Source organism: Acinetobacter gyllenbergii (assembly GCF_001682515.1).
Lineage (GTDB): Bacteria > Pseudomonadota > Gammaproteobacteria > Pseudomonadales > Moraxellaceae > Acinetobacter > Acinetobacter gyllenbergii.
The window spans coordinates 1,039,107-1,057,606 of sequence record NZ_KV575261.1 but is presented as its reverse complement, the minus strand read 5'-3'; the positions used below and the strand labels follow the sequence as shown (position 1 = coordinate 1,057,606).

14 protein-coding genes and 1 pseudogene are annotated in these 18,500 nt (G+C 44.7%); 9 read left to right on the top strand and 6 right to left on the bottom strand.

The genetic code is table 11. The features are described 5' to 3' along the window. Positions 1-9: 9 nt before the first annotated feature. The 3 genes from NG55_RS05215 to NG55_RS05205 are packed head-to-tail and all read right to left on the bottom strand — an operon-like array spanning position 10 to position 5,901. Positions 10-1,482: an efflux transporter outer membrane subunit gene (locus NG55_RS05215; protein ID WP_065342562.1), complete on the bottom strand. Its 1,473-nt coding sequence runs from the start codon at positions 1,480-1,482 to the stop codon at positions 10-12. A gap of 10 nt (positions 1,483-1,492) precedes the next feature. After that, on the bottom strand, positions 1,493-4,672 hold the full coding sequence (gene adeG / locus NG55_RS05210; protein ID WP_065342561.1) for a multidrug efflux RND transporter permease subunit AdeG: 3,180 nt from the start codon (positions 4,670-4,672) through the stop codon (positions 1,493-1,495). Positions 4,673-4,677: 5 nt separating this feature from the next. Then, complete coding sequence (locus tag NG55_RS05205) at positions 4,678-5,901, bottom strand: efflux RND transporter periplasmic adaptor subunit (RefSeq protein ID WP_065342560.1); 1,224 nt, start codon at positions 5,899-5,901, stop codon at positions 4,678-4,680. Positions 5,902-6,097: 196 nt separating this feature from the next. Here NG55_RS05205 and NG55_RS05200 point away from each other — a divergent pair, with 196 nt between their 5' ends. Both NG55_RS05200 and NG55_RS05195 read left to right on the top strand, forming a co-directional pair. Continuing rightward, positions 6,098-7,129, top strand: coding sequence for a LysR family transcriptional regulator (locus NG55_RS05200; RefSeq protein ID WP_016541851.1), 1,032 nt, complete (start codon positions 6,098-6,100; stop codon positions 7,127-7,129). A gap of 121 nt (positions 7,130-7,250) precedes the next feature. Continuing rightward, positions 7,251-8,618 (top strand): PQQ-dependent sugar dehydrogenase, encoded by a 1,368-nt coding sequence (locus NG55_RS05195; RefSeq protein ID WP_065342559.1) that lies wholly within the window; start codon positions 7,251-7,253, stop codon positions 8,616-8,618. A gap of 311 nt (positions 8,619-8,929) precedes the next feature. Here NG55_RS05195 and NG55_RS05190 read toward each other — a convergent pair whose 3' ends face one another. After that, on the bottom strand, positions 8,930-9,289 hold the full coding sequence (locus NG55_RS05190; RefSeq protein ID WP_004654877.1) for a hypothetical protein: 360 nt from the start codon (positions 9,287-9,289) through the stop codon (positions 8,930-8,932). Positions 9,290-9,676: 387 nt separating this feature from the next. Further along, complete coding sequence (locus NG55_RS05185) at positions 9,677-10,069, bottom strand: hypothetical protein (RefSeq protein ID WP_016660691.1); 393 nt, start codon at positions 10,067-10,069, stop codon at positions 9,677-9,679. 362 nt (positions 10,070-10,431) lie between these two features. On the opposite strand from NG55_RS05185, the gene NG55_RS05180 reads away from it, so the two are divergent. From NG55_RS05180 to NG55_RS05160, 6 genes and pseudogenes are all read left to right on the top strand, one after another. Next, on the top strand, positions 10,432-11,775 hold the full coding sequence (locus tag NG55_RS05180; protein WP_065342558.1) for a spinster family MFS transporter: 1,344 nt from the start codon (positions 10,432-10,434) through the stop codon (positions 11,773-11,775). An 89-nt stretch (positions 11,776-11,864) separates the two neighbouring features. Next, positions 11,865-12,863: an AraC family transcriptional regulator gene (locus NG55_RS05175; protein ID WP_065342713.1), complete on the top strand. Its 999-nt coding sequence runs from the start codon at positions 11,865-11,867 to the stop codon at positions 12,861-12,863. Between the two features lie 96 nt (positions 12,864-12,959). Continuing rightward, entirely contained in the window at positions 12,960-14,066 is a 1,107-nt protein-coding gene (locus NG55_RS05170) for an NAD/NADP-dependent octopine/nopaline dehydrogenase family protein (protein ID WP_065342557.1), read from the top strand. Position 14,067: 1 nt separating this feature from the next. Next, entirely contained in the window at positions 14,068-15,066 is a 999-nt protein-coding gene (locus NG55_RS05165) for a 3-hydroxybutyryl-CoA dehydrogenase (protein ID WP_065342556.1), read from the top strand. A 219-nt stretch (positions 15,067-15,285) separates the two neighbouring features. Further along, a pseudogene (locus tag NG55_RS21355) lies at positions 15,286-15,705 on the top strand (RHS repeat-associated core domain-containing protein). Between the two features lie 111 nt (positions 15,706-15,816). Then, positions 15,817-16,074 (top strand): hypothetical protein, encoded by a 258-nt coding sequence (locus NG55_RS05160; protein ID WP_065342555.1) that lies wholly within the window; start codon positions 15,817-15,819, stop codon positions 16,072-16,074. Between the two features lie 680 nt (positions 16,075-16,754). Here NG55_RS05160 and NG55_RS05150 read toward each other — a convergent pair. After that, positions 16,755-17,222, bottom strand: coding sequence for a MarR family winged helix-turn-helix transcriptional regulator (locus NG55_RS05150; protein ID WP_032860853.1), 468 nt, complete (start codon positions 17,220-17,222; stop codon positions 16,755-16,757). A 148-nt stretch (positions 17,223-17,370) separates the two neighbouring features. Here NG55_RS05150 and NG55_RS05145 point away from each other — a divergent pair, with 148 nt between their 5' ends. Next, a complete protein-coding gene (locus NG55_RS05145) occupies positions 17,371-18,483 on the top strand; it encodes an amidase (RefSeq protein WP_065342553.1) in 1,113 nt (370 codons plus the stop codon). Positions 18,484-18,500: the final 17 nt, after the last annotated feature.

The window sequence follows — 18,500 nt, the reverse complement described above, 5'->3', positions numbered from 1 at the left end:
ATTTAAGCCTTATTGCCGTACCAACTCCACTTGCCCTGTATACCATCCACCACCTAAAGCCCGAATAAGATCTACACTGGCAATCATTCGACTGCCATGAAGCTGTGCAGTGAGTTGCTCTTGTTGCAAGATACTCCGATCCGAATCAATCACATCCAGATAACTAATGCTGCCTTCACGATAACGCAAATGTGAAAGCTGATTGGCATGTCGGGATGACGCAAGTGCTTGACCCTGTGCCTGTATTTGCTGATCCAGAATACGCTGATCAGACAAACCATTTTCCACTTCACGAAAAGCATTCAGCACGGTCTGCCGATAATTGGCGACACTCTGCTCATAGCCTGCACGTGCCTGAGCAACGCCCGCCTTACGTTGCCCACCATCAAATAACGGTAAAGACAAAATTGTGCCCGCAACAGGGCCGAGTAAAAAAGTTCGACTCGACCATTTTCCCAAATTTCCTAAACTTGCTGATTCATAACCCAGTGCACCTGTGAGATCAAGTTTGGGAAAAAAGGCAGCACGGGCAATACCAATCCGCGCATTATCGGCGGCCATAGCCCGTTCAGCAGCAGCAATATCGGGACGGCGTTCAAGCAAGCTCGAAGGCAAACCCGCAGGCAGGCGAAGCGCAGTAGCGGACAAGGGTTGAATCGCTAAGCTAAATTCAGCAGGTGGTTTGCCGAGTAATACTGCCAATGCATGTTCGGTACTGGCGCGATTCCGTGTAATGCTGAGTGCAGTGCTTTGCGCGGTTGAGAGTTCCGTTTGCGCACGAGAAACATCCAGATCACTGACCAATCCATTGCGATAACGTGCTTGAATCAAATTTTGATTCTTTGTCAGTAACTTGATATTTTGTGCATAGATGGCTTGTTCAGCATCGAATTGACGAATCAGAAAGTAAGCCTGTGCCACATCTGCTTGCAAGGCTAACAGTGCAGAATGATACAAGGCTTCCTGTTGCTGTACATCTGCGGTCGCTGCATTGATACTGCTGGCAACCCGTCCAAATAGATCCAGTTCATAGGAGACATTGGCTTGCGCCCGCCATAAGGTACGTGCAGATGTGGATGCATCCGAATCAAGTCCTAAAGATGCAGGTGAGGGCTTCTGACGGGTGGGCCCAAAACCTGCACCAATGCTGGGTAAACGCTCAGCTTGTGCAGCAGACCTTAAAGCACGTGAGGCCTGAATATTGGCCGCTGCCGCTTTTAGGTTCTGGTTACCCGCAATGGCCTGTTGCTCCAGGTCATTCAATTGCGGGTCATTAAAAATCCGCCACCATTCACCGCGAGACTGTGCATCGGCAGGTTGTGCGACGCTCCAGTTGGGATCATTCAATTGGGCATCCGCTTCCTTAAATTGCAGTGGAATAACTAGCTTGGCAGGTTGATATTCTGGTGCCAATGAGCAGCCTGCAAGCAGCAGGCTTCCCATCAGTGAGGAGAGTATCCAGTGGGGTTTTAATCCTGTCATATTCTGCTCCTTAGTGATCGTGTGAACTGTGCAGAGGTGCTTCATGCACCGCAGCAGAATGCAGTTTATGTTTGCTGTTCAGGGTACGAATCAATACATAGAAGGCAGGGGTTAGGAACAAACCAAAGAAGGTCACGCCGATCATACCAAAGAACACCGCAACGCCCATGGCATGGCGCATTTCAGCACCTGCACCTGTTGATGTGACCAGTGGAACCACACCCATAATGAAGGCGATTGAAGTCATCAGGATCGGACGCAAACGTAAACGGCTGGCTTCAACCGCAGCATTGAATGCGGTCGCGCCTTGCATTTCCAGTTCTCGGGCAAATTCCACGATCAAGATGGCATTCTTACAGGCCAGCCCGACCAGTACCATCAAGCCGATTTGGGTAAAGATGTTGTTATCGCCGCCTGTGAGCCAAACCCCAGTCAGTGCTGCCAAGATACCCATTGGGACAATTAGGATCACAGCCAATGGCAAGGTCAGACTTTCATATTGCGCTGCCAAAACCAAGAACACTAGCAATACACTGATCGGGAACACCCACAATCCGGCATTACCTGCCAAGATTTTTTGATAGGTCAGATCGGTCCATTCAAATTTCACCCCACGTGGCAAGGTTTCAGCGGCAATCCGCTCAACCGCAGCTTCGGCTTGACTGGATGAATAACCCGGAGCAGGACCCCCGTTAATATCCGCTGCGGTATAACCGTTATAGCGCACCACCATTTCTGGGCCATAGGTTTGAGTCACATTGACCAGAGAAGACAGCGGCACCATTTGCCCTGCATTGTTACGGGTTTTAAGCTGTAAAATATCTTCAGGATTGGCACGGAACGGCGCATCGGCTTGAGCTCGTACCTGATAGACACGGCCAAAGCGGTTAAAGTCATTCACATATTGTGAACCCAGATAAATCTGCATGGTATTAAATACGTCGGTCACAGCAACGCCTTGTTGTTTGGCTTTGACCCTATCCAGATCAACATTTAGTTGTGGCACATTGATTTGATAACTGGAGAACATTGGCCCCAATTCAGGTGCAGATTGTGCTGCTTTCATAAAGGATTGCGCTGCGTTATTCAATTCGGCATAGCCTAAAGCACCGCGATCTTCGAGCTGAAGTTTAAAGCCACCCATGGTGCCGAGACCCATCACCGGTGGTGGCGGAAATACTGCAATATAAGCATCCTGAATCGCAGCGTATTTCTGATTCAAAGCACCTGCAATGGCATTGGCAGAAAGATCAGCCGCTTTACGTTCCGCAAATGGTTTTAAGGTCACAAACACAATCCCAGCACTGGAACTGTTGGTAAAACCATTAATGGATAGGCCAGGGAAGGCCACCGCACTTTCTACACCCGGTTGTTTCAGCGCGGCATCGCTCATTTTACGAATCACGGTTTCGGTTCGATCCAGTGAGGCACCATTGGGTAATTGGGCAAAGCTGATCAGGTATTGCTTATCTTGTGCGGGCACAAAGCCACCCGGAACGATATAAGAAATCCCGATGGTCAGACCAAGTAAAGCTGCATAAACACCCATCGCTGAAGCTTTATGCGAAATCACCCGACTGACGCCACGACCATATTGATCCGATGCGCGTGAGAATACGCGGTTAAACAGGGCAAAGAAGCGTCCGAAGACACGGTTCATCACACGGGTCAGGAAGTCAGGTTTGGCATCATGACCTTTCAGCAACATGGCGGCCAAAGCAGGTGACAGAGTGAGGGAGTTGAAGGCTGAAATCACAGTGGAGATGGCAATAGTCATGGCAAATTGTTTATAAAATTGCCCTGTTAACCCTGTCATAAAGGCCAGCGGGACGAACACGGCAACCAGTGTCAATGCGATGGCAATAATTGGTCCACTGACTTCACGCATGGCACGGTAGGTGGCATCTCGTGGACTGAGTCCTGCTTCAATATTCCGCTCGACATTCTCCACCACCACGATGGCGTCATCGACCACGATCCCGATGGCGAGCACCATCCCGAACAGTGACAGGGCATTGATGGAATAACCAAAGGCCAGCATTAAGGCGAAAGTACCAATGATGGAAACAGGCACGGCCAGTAACGGAATAATCGAGGCACGCCATGTTTGTAAGAACAGGATCACCACCACAACCACCAGTGCAATCGCTTCAAGCAGGGTATGAATCACCGCTTTGATACTTGAGCGTACGAATTGGGTCGGGTCATAAACGATGTCGTATTTAATTGAGGCTGGAAAATCTTTAGACAGTTCAGCCATGGTGCTACGTACTTGGTCAGAGACCTGTAAGGCATTGGCACCCGGAGCTTGGAAAATTGGAATCGCCACGGCCTGTTTATTGTCCAGTAATGAACGCAAGCCATATTGTGAAGCGGCCAGTTCAACACGGGCAACATCACCCAATCGTGTTACCGCACCATCGGCTGCCGTTTTTAAAACAATATCGGCAAATTCCTGTTCGGTACTTAAACGACCTTGTGCATTCACCGAGAGCTGTAAAGGTGAATTGTTCGGCGCTGCACCAATGGTTCCTGCGGCAACCTGAATATTCTGTTCACGAATCGCATTGACGATTTCAGTGGCGGTGAGATTGCGTTGTGCCACCTTTTGTGGATCTAACCATACGCGCATGGCGTAATCACCCGAACCAAACAGACCCACTTCACCCACACCTTGCAGGCGTGCCAGACGGTCTTTGACATTGAGTACGGCATAGTTACGCAAGTAGGTCATGTCATAGCGATTATCGGGTGAGGTCAGATGCACTACCATGGTCAAGGTTGGTGAGCTTTTTAGCGTAGTCACACCGAGACGTTGTACATCTTCCGGCAAACGTGGTAAGGCTTGAGAAACCCGATTCTGGACCAGTTGCTGGGCTTTATCGGGATCAATCCCGAGCTTGAAATTGACGGTAATGGTCAGGTTGCCATCGCTGTTGGCTTGAGACTGCATATACAGCATGTTCTCTACGCCGTTGATGGATTCCTCCAAAGGAGAAGCAACCGTTTCAGCAATCACTTTAGGGTTGGCACCCGGATATTGGGCACGTACCACCACAGAGGGGGGCACCACTTCTGGATATTCAGAAATAGGCAGTTGGAACAGCGAGAGTAAGCCAGCCAGTAGAATCAGGACGGACAGCACCCCAGCAAAGATCGGGCGATCAATAAAAAATTTAGAAATATTCATGCGGATTAACCTTTTGCCGAAGTTGAGGTTTTATCTGTAGGCTGAGGTTGTTGTGCTGTGTTATCGCTGATGATTTGAGGATTCGGCATAGGGACCAGATGTGGACTGACAGGATCACCCGGACGAATACGTTGCAAACCATTGACCACGATTCGGTCACCCACTTGCAGGCCGCTATTGATGATTTGCAAGCCATCTTGTTGCGCACCCAATTTAACTTCACGATATGCGGTTTGGTTTTTGGCATCGACCACCACCACAAAACGTTTATCCTGATCGACACCAATCGCTGTTGGGCTAATCAGAATCGCTGCACGAGGTTGCCCACCACCAAGCCGAATGCGGGCATACAGCCCAGGAAGCATCACACCTTTGGGATTATCAAAGGTGGCGCGGACACGGATGGTGCCTGAGGTGGTATTTAAATTATTGTCGATTGAACTGATATAACCTTCACGGCTAAAACCAGACTCATTGGCGAGACCTAAATAGACAGGAACTTGGGCTGAATTGCGTTGATTGCTGATGTATTTTAGATAAGTTTGTTCATCAACATCGAAAGACGCATACAGACGTGACACCGAAACCAAACTGGTGAGGACTTGGGCGCCATTGCCTGCGGAAACCACATTACCCACCGTGACTTCGGCACGGGAAATACGTCCACTGACAGGGGCAGTAATACGAGTATATTCCAGATTTAAACGGGCAGTTTCGACAGCGGCTTTAGCGGCTTGCAAGTTGGCATTGGCTGAACGTGCTTCATTTTCCGCTTGATCAAGCTCTTGATGGGCAATCGCGTTACTTTGAATTAAGCGCTGGTTACGGCCCAAATTTGCTGAAGCGTAAGTGACTTGTGCTTCCGCAGAAGCCAGTTGCGCTTTAGCCCGATTCAATTCTGCTTCAAAAGGACGTGGGTCAATGGTGAATAATAAATCCCCTTTGTTGACCAAGCTACCATCTTTGAAGTGAACGGCAATCAGTTTACCGGAAACTTGGGGTCGAACATCAACTTGATCAATGGCTTCAAGTCGCCCTGAATATTCTTGCCAGTCGGTGATGGTCTGACTGATAACACGGGCAACATCAACGGTTGCAGCAGGTGGTGCACTGGCGGTTGGAGTAGCTTTCGCATCTGCATTTTCTTGGAAGAGAATAAAACTGCCACCCGTTGCAAAAATAGCAAGAATGACGGCAGACAGCGTCAGCTGTTTGCGAGAAAGTGACATGGGATGCTCCTGGTTATTTGAATCCCTGTTTTCAGACTTTTTGTTTTGGTCTGTATGGGAGAAACAGGTTTATGGAATGAAAGGAGCATAAAAGTTTGTCAATTACGAATAAATATACTAAATTTGATAACACTATTCGTATTTTTATAATAATTGTTGTGTGAAACTGAAAAATGCAGCAATGAGGAGTGGGCGTGTGGATCTATTTCATGCAATGAGAGTCTTTAATAAAGTGGTTGAAACCAACAGCTTTAGTTTGGCTGCCGATAGTCTGGGACTACCGCGTGCTTCGGTGACCACCACCATTCAGGCTTTAGAAAAACATTTACAAGTTCGCTTACTGAATCGAACCACGCGTAAGCTCAGTTTAACCCCTGATGGTGCAGTCTATTATGACCGTAGTCTGAGAATTCTGGCAGATGTTGAAGATATTGAGGCGTCCTTTCATGATGAGGAACGAGGCCCAAGAGGGCGTCTAAGGATTGATGTGCCTGTCTCGATTGGTCGTTTGATTTTAATTCCAAGATTGCGAGAGTTTCATAACCGCTATCCCGATATTGATCTGGTTATAGGCATGAATGATCGTCCTGTAGACTTGGTCGGTGAGGCGGTGGATTGTGCGATTCGGGTGGGAGAGCTACAGGACTCGAGCTTGATTGCCCGCCGTATTGGTACGTTCCAATGTGCAACAGCAGCATCGGCATGTTATTTAGAAAAATATGGTGAACCGAAGACACTTGAAGATTTACAAAAAAATCATCAAGCCATTCATTTCTTTTCCAGTCGTACAGGGCGCAACTTTGACTGGGATTTTGTGGTCGATGACCTGATTCAAAGTGTCAGTGTCAATGGACAAGTGTCTGTTAATGATGGCGATGCTTATATCGATTTGGCCTTGCAAGGCTTTGGTCTGATTCAAGGTCCACGTTACATGCTGACCAATCATTTTGAGGCAGGAACGTTAAAAGAAGTATTGCCAAAATGGACGCCTGCACCGATGCCGATTTCAGTGGTGTATTTACAGAGCCGCCATTTATCTCACAAAGTCAGAGTCTTTGTTGACTGGGTGGCGGAACTGTTTGCAGGCTGTCCATTGCTTGGTGGCAGTGCTTTGCCACTGGATCAGAAATGTGAATTTGCCTGTGATCAGAAAACCAATCATGAATATACCATTCGGACTTTGGTGGAGCAGCATAATATTGCTGAGGCACGTGCCTTAAAGACTTAAAAATCATGAAAGCTGAGATAGATTCTTTTGGGGTTTGATCTATCTCATATATCGAATACCATGTTCATACATAGACGAGATCCTCTTACTTGTATTACAACAATAAAAAAGGAGATTAATCATGTTGCCTCAATTGAAATGCGCCCTATTGGGAAGCAGTATTGTTCTCGTGCTTTCAGGTTGTAGCGCCGCATCTAAATATCCGATTTCAGCAAGTTATGGCCAGCAACCGGTATTGCCGAAACCGCAGTCGAGTTTAATCCCTACCGTCAATATTGCCCCAGCTAAGGGTTGGCCTAAAGGGGTAATGCCGACGCCTGCAGAAGGTTTAAAAGTTCAGGCATACGCCCAAGGGCTAGATCATCCAAGATGGTTGTATGTATTACCAAATGGTGATGTGTTGGTAGCTGAAACCGATGCACCACCTAAGCCTGATGATACGAAGGGGATTCGTGGAAAAATTGCGAAAATGGTGATGCAACGTGCTGGAGCATCTTTTCCTAGTGCCAATCGAATACGTTTATTGCGTGATCTCAATGGTGATGGGATTGCCGATAAAAATACGGTTTTTCTGGAAAATTTAAACTCGCCCTTTGGGATGGCTTTGGTTGGCAATATGCTCTATGTCGCCAATACCGATGCCTTGATGCGCTTTCCTTATCAGGATGGCGCGACAAAAATTACGGCGCAGGGAACGAAAGTTTTGGATCTACCCGCGGGAAAACTCAATCATCATTGGACCAAGAATGTGATTGCAAACCCAGCTGGGACAAAACTATATATCTCTGTTGGCTCCAATAGTAATGCGGCTGAAAATGGCTTGGATCAAGAAGTTGGTCGAGCACAGATTGTGGAGTTTGACATTGCCACTGGCAAAGCAAGGCCTTTTGCGACAGGACTCAGAAACCCGAATGGCATGGGTTGGCAGCCTCAAGGTGGTCAGCTCTGGACGGTAGTAAATGAGCGTGATGAGTTAGGCAGTGATTTAGTGCCTGACTATATGACCTCGGTGAAAGATGGCGCATTTTATGGTTGGCCCTATAGTTATTTTGGTCAGCATCTCGACACGCGAGTAAAACCACAAAATCCAGATATGGTCGCTCGTGCGCTTAAACCTGATTATGCGCTGGGAAATCATACCGCATCTTTAGGCTTGGCATTCTATGCCACTGAGTTAATGCCACAATATCGCGGTGGCGCATTTATTGGTCAGCATGGTTCATGGAATCGTAAACCGCATAGTGGCTATAAGGTGATTTTTGTACCGTTTAGAAGTGGCCAACCTGCTGGGGAACCACAAGATGTATTGACGGGCTTTTTAAGTGATAAAGGCCAAGCCTATGGACGCCCAGTCGGTGTGGCCATAGATTTTTCAGGTGCACTGTTGGTGGCTGATGATGTCGGGGATGTGATTTGGCGAGTGTCACCGATTGCTCAAACCACTTATGAAAGTCCTATGCAGGAACGAAAAACGAGTGTTTTGAAATGAGAATAACGATTCAGCCCCTATTCTAAAGTCTGTTTTTGCTTGGAGCATTTAAAGTGCTGGGTAGACAGTTATGTATTGTTTGTGTGACTTAATATGTATTTTGATACTTAAGGTGTGATATAAATTGCATTATTAGCGATAGTTAATATCGTAGTCCCATTCTCTTCCCCAAGAGTCTGGGATTTTTTTTATCTGAGAAATCATTGCTGCCTATTTTGGACATTTTGATTGGGAGTCAATCTGCTTTAGATGGTTTTTGGTGGCAGATCTGAAAAAATATTTTCCAGACCTGATTTTGAAAAGGGCTGCGTTTATTTCTTTTGTTTAAAACGATATTTGCATTTCAGACAGCGATAGTCCTGAAAAATATTTTTGTCGACCATGATACCTGCTTTTTTCCCAAATATATTTCCAACCACACCACCTGTGATTCCTGCACTGATTGCACCGACAAAAGTGCCTACCGTACCACCGACAATCACACCTAAGGGACCAGCAACCGTACCAATTGCAGCACCGATGGAGGCACCACCTGCAGCACCACCGACTGTACCCGCAGTTGTACCTGCGGCCGTCAGTAATACACCGCCCGTAGTTCTCAATAATTTGTCATGATTTCGTGTTTCAATTTCTGTTGAACCACATTTAGGGCATTCGATAGGTTTTTCCATAAAACGATTTATCCTGTCTTTCTTTATTGAGTCACCCAGTTGACTGTGCTCGCGCAGAACTGTGAGCCAAGATCATACTTTGGAAGAAGATATGTTTCTGATGAGAAAAATCAGCGACATCACTTTTTCAGCTTTGATTTTAGCGGAACAATGCCATAAGTATTTATAGTTCATGTAAATCATCTGAGCGTTTATCTGTCTGTATTTTGTAGAAGTGAAATAGCTTGGGGAGGTCTAACTAAAGGAAAGTTGACGGTGTGATACAGCGATAGATTCAGTCGAAATTTTGGAGATTAAAAAGGCAGGGATCATTACTGAATGACATGGCTCGAATCAGCAATCAATAAAGCTCCTGTTGTGACAAGAGCTTTGTTGCTTGCTCAATCTTTAGGGTAAAAATGTTTCTTGCAAATAACTCCAGACCATTTTTCCGTTAATTTCTTCAATCAATGCGCATGAGCGTCGAATCAGAACACCAGACGCTTTGGTATGCTTTTCGGTATAGGTCAAAACAATCGCATCGGGCTTTTGCATCAAAACTTGTTCGTCATAGATTTCAATCTGGATATCAGGCATTTTACCTTGATTATTGGCAAATAGACCTTTCACTTGTTCGAGTGAAAACTGTTTTCCAGCCGCACCGACCATTTCAAAATGATCTGCAAAATAATCAATCAGCAGGGCAAGGTCTTGTTCTGCATGTTTGCCACTAAAAATGTTTTCAATCAAGACATGCATGCTATGAATGCTTTCGATTGCCTGTTCTTTAATAAGTGCCATATCCTTTTCCATTGAAACTAATGATCTCAGTTTATTTTAAATCAAAATTAAATGTAAAATTCAATATAATTTTAAATTAATTTAAACTTGGTTTTTTTATATTTTTTTATTTTTATCATAAAAACATGCATTTTATCATTTGTTTATATTGAATTTAGGGATATTTTATGCAGCACAGGTTTTCCATCATGGCAAAAAAGGTATAACTTTATACCTGAAATATTATGGAAAATTCCATGTAAAAATAATAATTATATAAAAGGATTATTTTCCTTATTGAAGACAGAACAGGAAATGGATTCTGGTCGTGTGGTCTCCAATAAGAAGACGCATTAGAAAAAAGACATGGACAAGGAAGCAAAATGGATACGCAATCTACTGAGCCGAAACCAGCTCAATCAAATCTCTATGCATGGTATGTGGTACTACTGTGCATGTTGGCTTATATCTTTTCATTTATTGATCGACAAATCCTCGCGCTGATGATCGAGCCGATTAAAGCGGATCTCGGGCTTACAGACACGCAATTTAGTTTATTACACGGTTTGGCATTTTCCCTGTTTTATGCCTTTATGGGCCTACCCTTGGCATATCTGGCAGATCGTTTCTCCCGTCCAAAAATTATTGCCATCGGGGTGGTCTTTTGGAGTATTGCAACGGCATTTTGTGGTCTGAGTAAAAACTTTCTGCAACTATTTTTGAGTCGTATGGGCGTTGGAGTAGGCGAAGCCGCGTTGTCTCCAGCCGCCTATTCAATGTTCAGCGATATGTTTAGCAAGGATAAGCTTGGACGTGCTGTCGCCGTTTATTCAATTGGTTCTTTTGTCGGCGGCGGGATTGCTTTTCTGGTCGGTGGTTATGTGATTGGCTTACTGAAAAATATGGATAGCATCATGGTTCCGGTTTTTGGTGCGCTTAAGGCATGGCAAGCGGCCTTTATTATTGTCGGTCTGCCGGGTGTCTTTATTGGTCTATTGGTTTTACTCACCGTGAGAGAACCACAACGTAAAGGTCAGCGTCTCAATGCACAGGGGCAAGTAGAAAAGACCAGTATGAAGGATGCCTTCAAGTTTATTAAAAAGCATGGCCGCACTTTCAAATGTCACTACTTAGGTTTTACTTTTTATGCGATGGCGTTGTATTGCCTGATCAGTTGGTCGCCTGCGTTCTATATGCGTAAGTTTGGTCTCACACCAACTGAAGCAGGCTATATGCTCGGGAGTGTGTTATTGGTGGCCAATATTCTAGGCGTATTTTGTGCGGGTTGGCTGAATGACTGGTTTATTCAAAAAGGCCGTAAAGATGCGCCGATGATTACAGGCGTGATAGGGATTGTGGGTTTAATCATTCCGATGATGCTGTTTACGCAAGTGAATGAGTTATGGTTATCCGTGGTGTTTTTGGTCCCTGCCATGTTCTTTGCTTCATTCCCGATGCCGATTTCAACCACGGCCATGCAAATGTTGGCACCGAACCAGTTACGCGCACAAATCTCCGCGGTATTTTTACTGATCAGTAATCTGGTTGCCGTTGGAATTGGTACCACATTGGTGGCTTTGATTACCGATAAAGTCTTTGAAAATCCACTCATGGTCGGTATGTCACTGTCGATTGTGGGTACGATTTCTTGTGTACTGGCTTTTATCCTATTGAAAAAAGGCTGTCAGGCATTTAGTGACAGTATGCAGCAGGAACATGCATCTTGATTGGATGCTGCACTGAGTAGATCACAGGCCCATTCATTGTAATGGGCTTTGTGCTTGCTTTGATTGATTCATCACAAGGGAGTGAAATGATGCAAACAACTTTGAAATTGGATCATCTGCATTATCTGGATGAGTTGTTATTATTTAAATCTAATGATTATCAAACCATTAAAGATCGAATCAGTCACTACCTCTGCCCGCATCGCTTTGATGTCGAGACACATGAGCCATTGAATACTCGATTAAACGGTTTTAGTTTTGGTCGTGGTGCTTTGTATGATCTGAAATATAGTGCGCCCGTCATGATCAGCATTGAGGATAGCGCTGACTTTTATTTATTTCGAATCACGCTGGAAGGACAATGTCAGGTGGGATTTGATCAGCACAAAATCATGCAATCGGTTGGGGTGATGTCAGTGACTCATCCGCATACGCGACAGCAGATCATTACCAATCAGCATTGCCGTAATATTATTTTAAAATTGGCACAGCAGGATATCGAGACTCAGCTGTTTAACATGTTGGGGCATTGTAGCCAAGACCCCCTGCGTTTTGATCCATCTTTGTCATGTAGCGCGGAAGGGATGGATGCGATCATTGAAACGCTGAATTATCTGTGTCATGCCTATTACCATATTCAGAACTGGAGCTTTATTTCAGCCAGTTTTAGCCAGTATTTGATTGAGCTCATTTTGCTGAAAATTCCGAATAACTATACTGAACGCTTGAATGTCCAACGGCAACAACTGCTGCCAAGCTATATGAAAAGAGCACAGCAATATATTCAGGAACATGTACAACAGGCCATTTCATTGTCTGATCTAGGTCAGTATTGCGAGGTATCGATAAGAACCTTACAAAAAGGTTTTAGCCAGTATCTACAGCAAAGCCCAGTGGAGTATATTCGTGAGCAACGCTTGGAACGGGTGCATTTGGCTTTGCAGCACGCACAGGCAGATGAAACCGTCACCGATATTTTACTGGATCATGGCATCCAAAGTTTTGGGCATTTCTCCAGCCTATATAAAAAACGCTACGGCTGCTTACCTTCGCATACTTTAAAAAAGGATGCTGTGTCAGTGAATTAAATGGATGCGTAAATGGAATAATGCTTGCGTATTTGGATAAGCCTGTTTGCTGTGACTGTCCTATGCTGAATTGAAAATCAATCAGCAGGAACGCACATGAAAATTACAGTACTCGGTGGTGGACACGGATGTTATGCCGCAGCGGTAGAGATGGCAGAAAAAGGCCACGAGGTGGTGTTATGGCGTCGTGATCGTGAAGCTTTGCAGCAGCTTGCTGCAACGGGCGAGCTTAAGATCAAAGATTATCAGGGTGAGCGCTCAGTGAGTGTTGGCTTTGAGAACAGCCAGATTAATCTCTCGGATCATTTAGAAAAAGCCATTCAGCATGCGGAGCTGGTCATTATTCCTTTGCCTGCCACCACGCATCAGGATTTGGCCAAGCAGGCGGCGCCGTTTTTTCAAGCAGGACAAGTGGTGTATTTACCACCTGCGACCTTTGGCAGCTTTATCTTTGCCAAAGCCATGAACGAGGCAGGTAACAATGCCCAAGTGGCATTTGCCGAAACTGGGACCTTACCGTATTTGGTGCGTAAGCATGGGGTCAATCAGATCGTGGTGAGTGGTTATGCAACCCGTTTACCGACTGGGGTTTTTCCAAGTGCGTTGTCTGAACATGCATTTCAAGTTCTCAAACAGGCTTATCCAAGTGTGGAACCGATTGAAGACAGCCTCAGCGGTGCTTTGATGAATGCAGGGCCAATTATTCATCCACCGTTGATTCTAATGAATGCTGGACCGCTGGAACATTTTGAAGCTTGGGATATTCATCATGAGGGTACACAGCCCTCAATCCGCCGTGTCACCAATCAGTTGGATGCAGAACGTATGCAAGTTCGGGAAGCACTTGGCTATGCTGCACCGCATTTCCCTTTAGCCGATCACTACAACAAAGAGGGTGAAGGTGAGGAATGGATGTATGGACGCGGAGCACATGGCAAATTAACCGATAGTGGTGACTGGCGTGAAGACATCGACCTGCAGTCACATCGTTATATGCTGGAAGATACGCGTTTAGGATTATCGTTTTTAGTGTCTGTAGGTCGTTGGGCGGGGGTAGCTACACCTGTAGCGCAAGGATTATTAAATATTGCTTCTGCGGTGACTGGCAAAGACCTATATCAGCAGGGTCGGACTTTTGAGAGCCTAGGATTGGCAGAGAAAAGCAAAGCCGAGTTGCACGTGATTTTGCAGCAAGGGGTCTAGGATGAGCACAATTAAACAGGTTGCGGTATTGGGTGCTGGGCGAATGGGCAAAGCGATTGCGATAGCTTTTGCCTATGCAGGACTGAAAGTTGATTTGATTGATGCCAGAGAGCGCAGTGAAGTTGAGTTCGGGCAATATCAGATCCAGATTCAAGCTGATTTGCAGCAGGAGTTAGGGTTACTTGAACAGATTCAATTTATTCAGCCTGAACAACAACTTTTTATCCTAGATCAGATTACGATTCTGAGTCGGGCTGGCTCCGTACAGCGCTTATCGGGCTGTGATCTTGTAATGGAAGCCGTGCCAGAAGTGAAACAAGTCAAACAGGAAATTTTTGCTTGGTTAGACCAATACATTTCGCCTCATTGTATTGTGGCATCGACCACCTCTACTTTTCTGGTCACTGATATTGCAGAGATGATTTCACAGCCTGAACGGGTGTTGAATGCACATTGGCTGAATCCTGCCTATCTCATTCCACTGGTGGAATTAAGTCGTTCAGAGCAAACTTCTGAGCGCGTGGTTGCGCAACTGAAAAGCTTTTTACAGTTGATTGGGAAAGTTCCTGTGGTGTGTCATGCCAAAGCAGGCTATATCGTGCCACGGATTCAGGCCTTGGCAATGAATGAAGCGGCGCGGATGGTGGAAGAAGGTGTGGCCTCGGCGGAGGATATTGATATCGCGATTCGGACAGGTTTTGGTTTACGCTTTTCGGTATTGGGCTTACTGGAATTTATTGATTGGGGTGGCGGCGATATCCTGTACTATGCCTCGCAATATTTACAAAAAGAGTTAGGTGATCGTTATCGAACACCTGAAATTATTGCCGAGAATATGCGACAGCAACGCAATGGTCTACGCGAGCAGCAGGGCTTTTATGACTACCAGCAGGTCGATATTCCTGCCTATAAGCAACAGGTTTTGCATACTTTTTCAAATCGGATTGCCGCAAATCAGCTGAAGCCGCCGTTTAATATTTTGGCTCTGCGGAATACCTAGAGATCTTCCCTTGTCCCAATCTTATATCCTAAAAAATTATTGTCGGTATGTGCAGCAGTTCTATCACTATGGGGGCCTGTGAAGCGGGTAAAAGGTCTTTCAACTCAGGTACATTACCAACAATTACTGTGACTGCAACTCCATCGTTTAATAGCAGAGACATGGCAAGTTGGTAGTCTTGGTAGTGTCTATATTTGGTTTAACAGTGAACCCGTCGGTGTGGTCAAAAATAGTACTGTGAATTTTATTCACAGTGACCATCTCGGTCGCGCTGAATTCATCAAAAATCCTTATCAAACCATCGTATGGAAAGCCCAAAACAATAGTTTCGGGCGAACCGTAACCAATGAGACGATAGGTGCGTTCAACCTCGGCTTCCCGGGCCAATATTTTGATGGGGAAAGTTCGCTATGGTACAACTGGGATCGTTACTATGATCCGAACATAGGGCGATATACTTAAAGTGATCCGATTGGGCTGGCTGGCGGTTTAAATACCTATGCATATGCGGGTGAGAATCCGATTAATAATGTGGATACTATGGGGTTAAGAACTACTGTAGTAGTTGGACATGCTACTGGTTCAAATCCATTTGGTCATGTTGCTATTGGCTTTACTGGGCAGGGGATATTTAGTTGAGGGACTCAAAATAATTATAGAGAGAGCTTCACTGACTACATTTCAAAACAATCATCTTATAGAAATTCAATAATTTATATTTTAAATACAACACCATAGCAAGAAGCTGAGATGATTAAAGAATTTTTAAAATATGATCCAAGTAAATTATCTAATCCATTAAAGAATCCAATAAATGCACTTAAAGACACATGTGCAACGAGGACTCAAAAGGCATTAGATAAAGGTAATGTCAGATCAGCACTAATCCCTTCAATTTCGCCTTTTCCTATTGATACTGAAATTATTATGTGGCGGAATAGAGCAAAATCAATAGATATTCCTCAAAGCAGTAAAACTCCAAATAGCCTATTGGAGTTTAATCCATGAAATTATCATTTATATTTACAATGACTTTTTTACAGGTTCTATTCGGATTTTTAAGATAAGGTTTATAAATATGACGTATTTAAGAGTTTTTTTATTTGCAACTATTTTTCTTTTTTTGATTATTATGGCAGCCTATTTAGGACGTATATTCAACTCTTTCGGCTTGAATTTATGTTATTCAGAAGCACTAGCTTCTCTGTCTAATCAATCAAAATCAATGATTAACTCAAATGATCAACAGAAAAAGAAACAGTTTGAAACGATGCTAAATAGTTTGCCCCTTAACGGATATGAAACAGACTGTGAAAAAGTCAGAGAAATTATAAAATAGCATTTACTGGCTCAAACCGAATCTAGCATTTTCTTATATGATCTGAACACAGGGCGATAGCATAATTACCAGCCAAAATTTATACCCCGATCCTGCTTAGGTTGGGGCAGTTGCATTTCCTTTTTCCGTTCTTTTGGGATGATGTCCGCTTCAATAGTTCGGCTGTTTGGAGCAAATTCTGTTGAGCTTTGATTACTTGTGATGAGACGGAATGCTGTGTGGTTGAGATTCTCTCGATAACTTCTTTGTTCACTGTTACTTCTTCCTTAAAGCCAATATTTTAAATCAGTAACAGGCTCGATCCGAAGCTTTGCCCATCTCTGTATAGACATGGGCTTTTGTTGTTGTCTTAACTTGAGGGCATTAAATCAAATAGCTTTTTCAATTGGCCATTGAGCTGGTGTAGTTCAGCATCGTCAAAGGCATTTAGAATCCCAGATAAGGTCACCTGACTGATCTGGTTAATTTGCTCAACCATCTCTTTACCCTTGTCAGTGAGTTTCACCATTGAGATGCGTTCATCCGACTCTGAGGAGAACACCTGCACGATATCATCTTCAACCAGACGATAAATGGCTTTGGTCGCTGTGGTCAGCTTAAGGGTAGAAAGGTTGGCAATCTCGGTAATACTGGCTTGTTCGAGCGCATTGGTACTTAAAATAATTTTACGGCGAGTATTATCAATTCCTAATTTTTTAATTGATTTTTCAATAAGCTGTGTGTATTTCCCATTCACCTGCGAGATCCAGAAAAAAGGATAGCTCTGTAAGCTGCTCGGTTCATTGTTGGGTAGAAATTGTTCTAAATGAGTAAGCATAGCCAAGTCATTACTTTTATAAAAATGGACACCCAGCATTATACAAAAATTAGAAACATTTTCTTGATTCTTCGTATCTAAAAATACTTGACAATTACATTACTTTTTCCGATATTTGTATTAAGTATAAAAATACATGGAAAAGTGAATGAATATTATTGTACAAGAGGTACAAAAAGGTACAGGTGCTTTGAAAGTCATGGTCAAGGATTCCATCGATATTCAAGGCATACAAACCATGGCAGGTAGCAAAGCCTTAATGCACAGCCAACCTGCAAGCATAAACGCGGACGTGGTGGATCGTATTCTCGCTGCTGATTGTCAAATTACTGCAAAGACCAATCTGCACGAACTGGCTTTTGGCATCACAGGCATTAATCATGTGTTTGGTACGGCCACGAATCCAAAATATCCGGAACTGATTCCGGGTGGTTCTTCAAGTGGTTCAGCAGCGGCAGTTGCAGCTGGTCTGGCGGATTTCACCTTAGGCACCGATACGGGTGGTTCCATTCGTATGCCTGCGGCATGTTGTGGTGTTTATGGTTTAAAACCGACCTTCGGCCGTGTCAGCCGTGCAGGCGTACATCCAGCAACCAGTTCACTTGACTGTGTTGGTCCTTTTGCAAACTCAATCGACATGATTGAAACCGCAATGCAGATTATTGATCCCACTTTCCAGCAACATGCCGCATTAACTCAGGCACCGAAACTGGCTTGGCTGGATGTACAAGCGGATTCTACTGTGGCTGAGTGCATCCAACACTATCTTACTCAGGCTGATTTACAACCCATCCATGTGACGGTTAAAGGTTTCGACGCTGCGTTTGATGCAGGCATGCAGATCATCAATTACGAAAACTGGCAGGCCTATGGCGAGTTAACGGAAACAGGCTTACTTGGCACAGATGTCAATGCTCGTTTACTCAAGGCTGCTGCTACCACTTTGGCGCAAGTCGAGCAGGCTGAGCAGGTAAAAGCAAGTTTCACTGCTGAGATTGATGCCTTGCTCGATCAATACGACGCTTTGATTTTACCGACTTTACCGCAGTTACCGCCTAAGGTCGCAGAGGCTGAAAATACGGTGGCTTTTTTAAATCTAACGGGTTTGGTTCGGCCTTTTAACCTGTCTGGACACCCTGCAATTTCAATCCCGCTGCAAACTGAACAGGGTCAACCTGTGGGTTTACAAATCGTGGCAAAACACAATGCCGATGAATATTTATGTGCTGTTGCGAAATATATCGTGAGTGCAGCGCAATAACCGAAAAGGAATGAGGG

Coding starts and splice junctions, on each gene's coding strand:
- NG55_RS05215 (WP_065342562.1), bottom strand. CDS start 1,482: ATGACAGGATTAAAACCCCACTGGATACTCTCCTCACTGATGGGAAGC.
- adeG (WP_065342561.1), bottom strand. CDS start 4,672: ATGAATATTTCTAAATTTTTTATTGATCGCCCGATCTTTGCTGGGGTG.
- NG55_RS05205 (WP_065342560.1), bottom strand. CDS start 5,901: ATGTCACTTTCTCGCAAACAGCTGACGCTGTCTGCCGTCATTCTTGCT.
- NG55_RS05195 (WP_065342559.1), top strand. CDS start 7,251: ATGTTGCCTCAATTGAAATGCGCCCTATTGGGAAGCAGTATTGTTCTC.
- NG55_RS05190 (WP_004654877.1), bottom strand. CDS start 9,289: ATGGAAAAACCTATCGAATGCCCTAAATGTGGTTCAACAGAAATTGAA.
- NG55_RS05185 (WP_016660691.1), bottom strand. CDS start 10,069: ATGGCACTTATTAAAGAACAGGCAATCGAAAGCATTCATAGCATGCAT.
- NG55_RS05180 (WP_065342558.1), top strand. CDS start 10,432: ATGGATACGCAATCTACTGAGCCGAAACCAGCTCAATCAAATCTCTAT.
- NG55_RS05175 (WP_065342713.1), top strand. CDS start 11,865: ATGCAAACAACTTTGAAATTGGATCATCTGCATTATCTGGATGAGTTG.
- NG55_RS05170 (WP_065342557.1), top strand. CDS start 12,960: ATGAAAATTACAGTACTCGGTGGTGGACACGGATGTTATGCCGCAGCG.
- NG55_RS05165 (WP_065342556.1), top strand. CDS start 14,068: ATGAGCACAATTAAACAGGTTGCGGTATTGGGTGCTGGGCGAATGGGC.
- NG55_RS05160 (WP_065342555.1), top strand. CDS start 15,817: ATGATTAAAGAATTTTTAAAATATGATCCAAGTAAATTATCTAATCCA.
- NG55_RS05150 (WP_032860853.1), bottom strand. CDS start 17,222: ATGCTTACTCATTTAGAACAATTTCTACCCAACAATGAACCGAGCAGC.
- NG55_RS05145 (WP_065342553.1), top strand. CDS start 17,371: ATGAATATTATTGTACAAGAGGTACAAAAAGGTACAGGTGCTTTGAAA.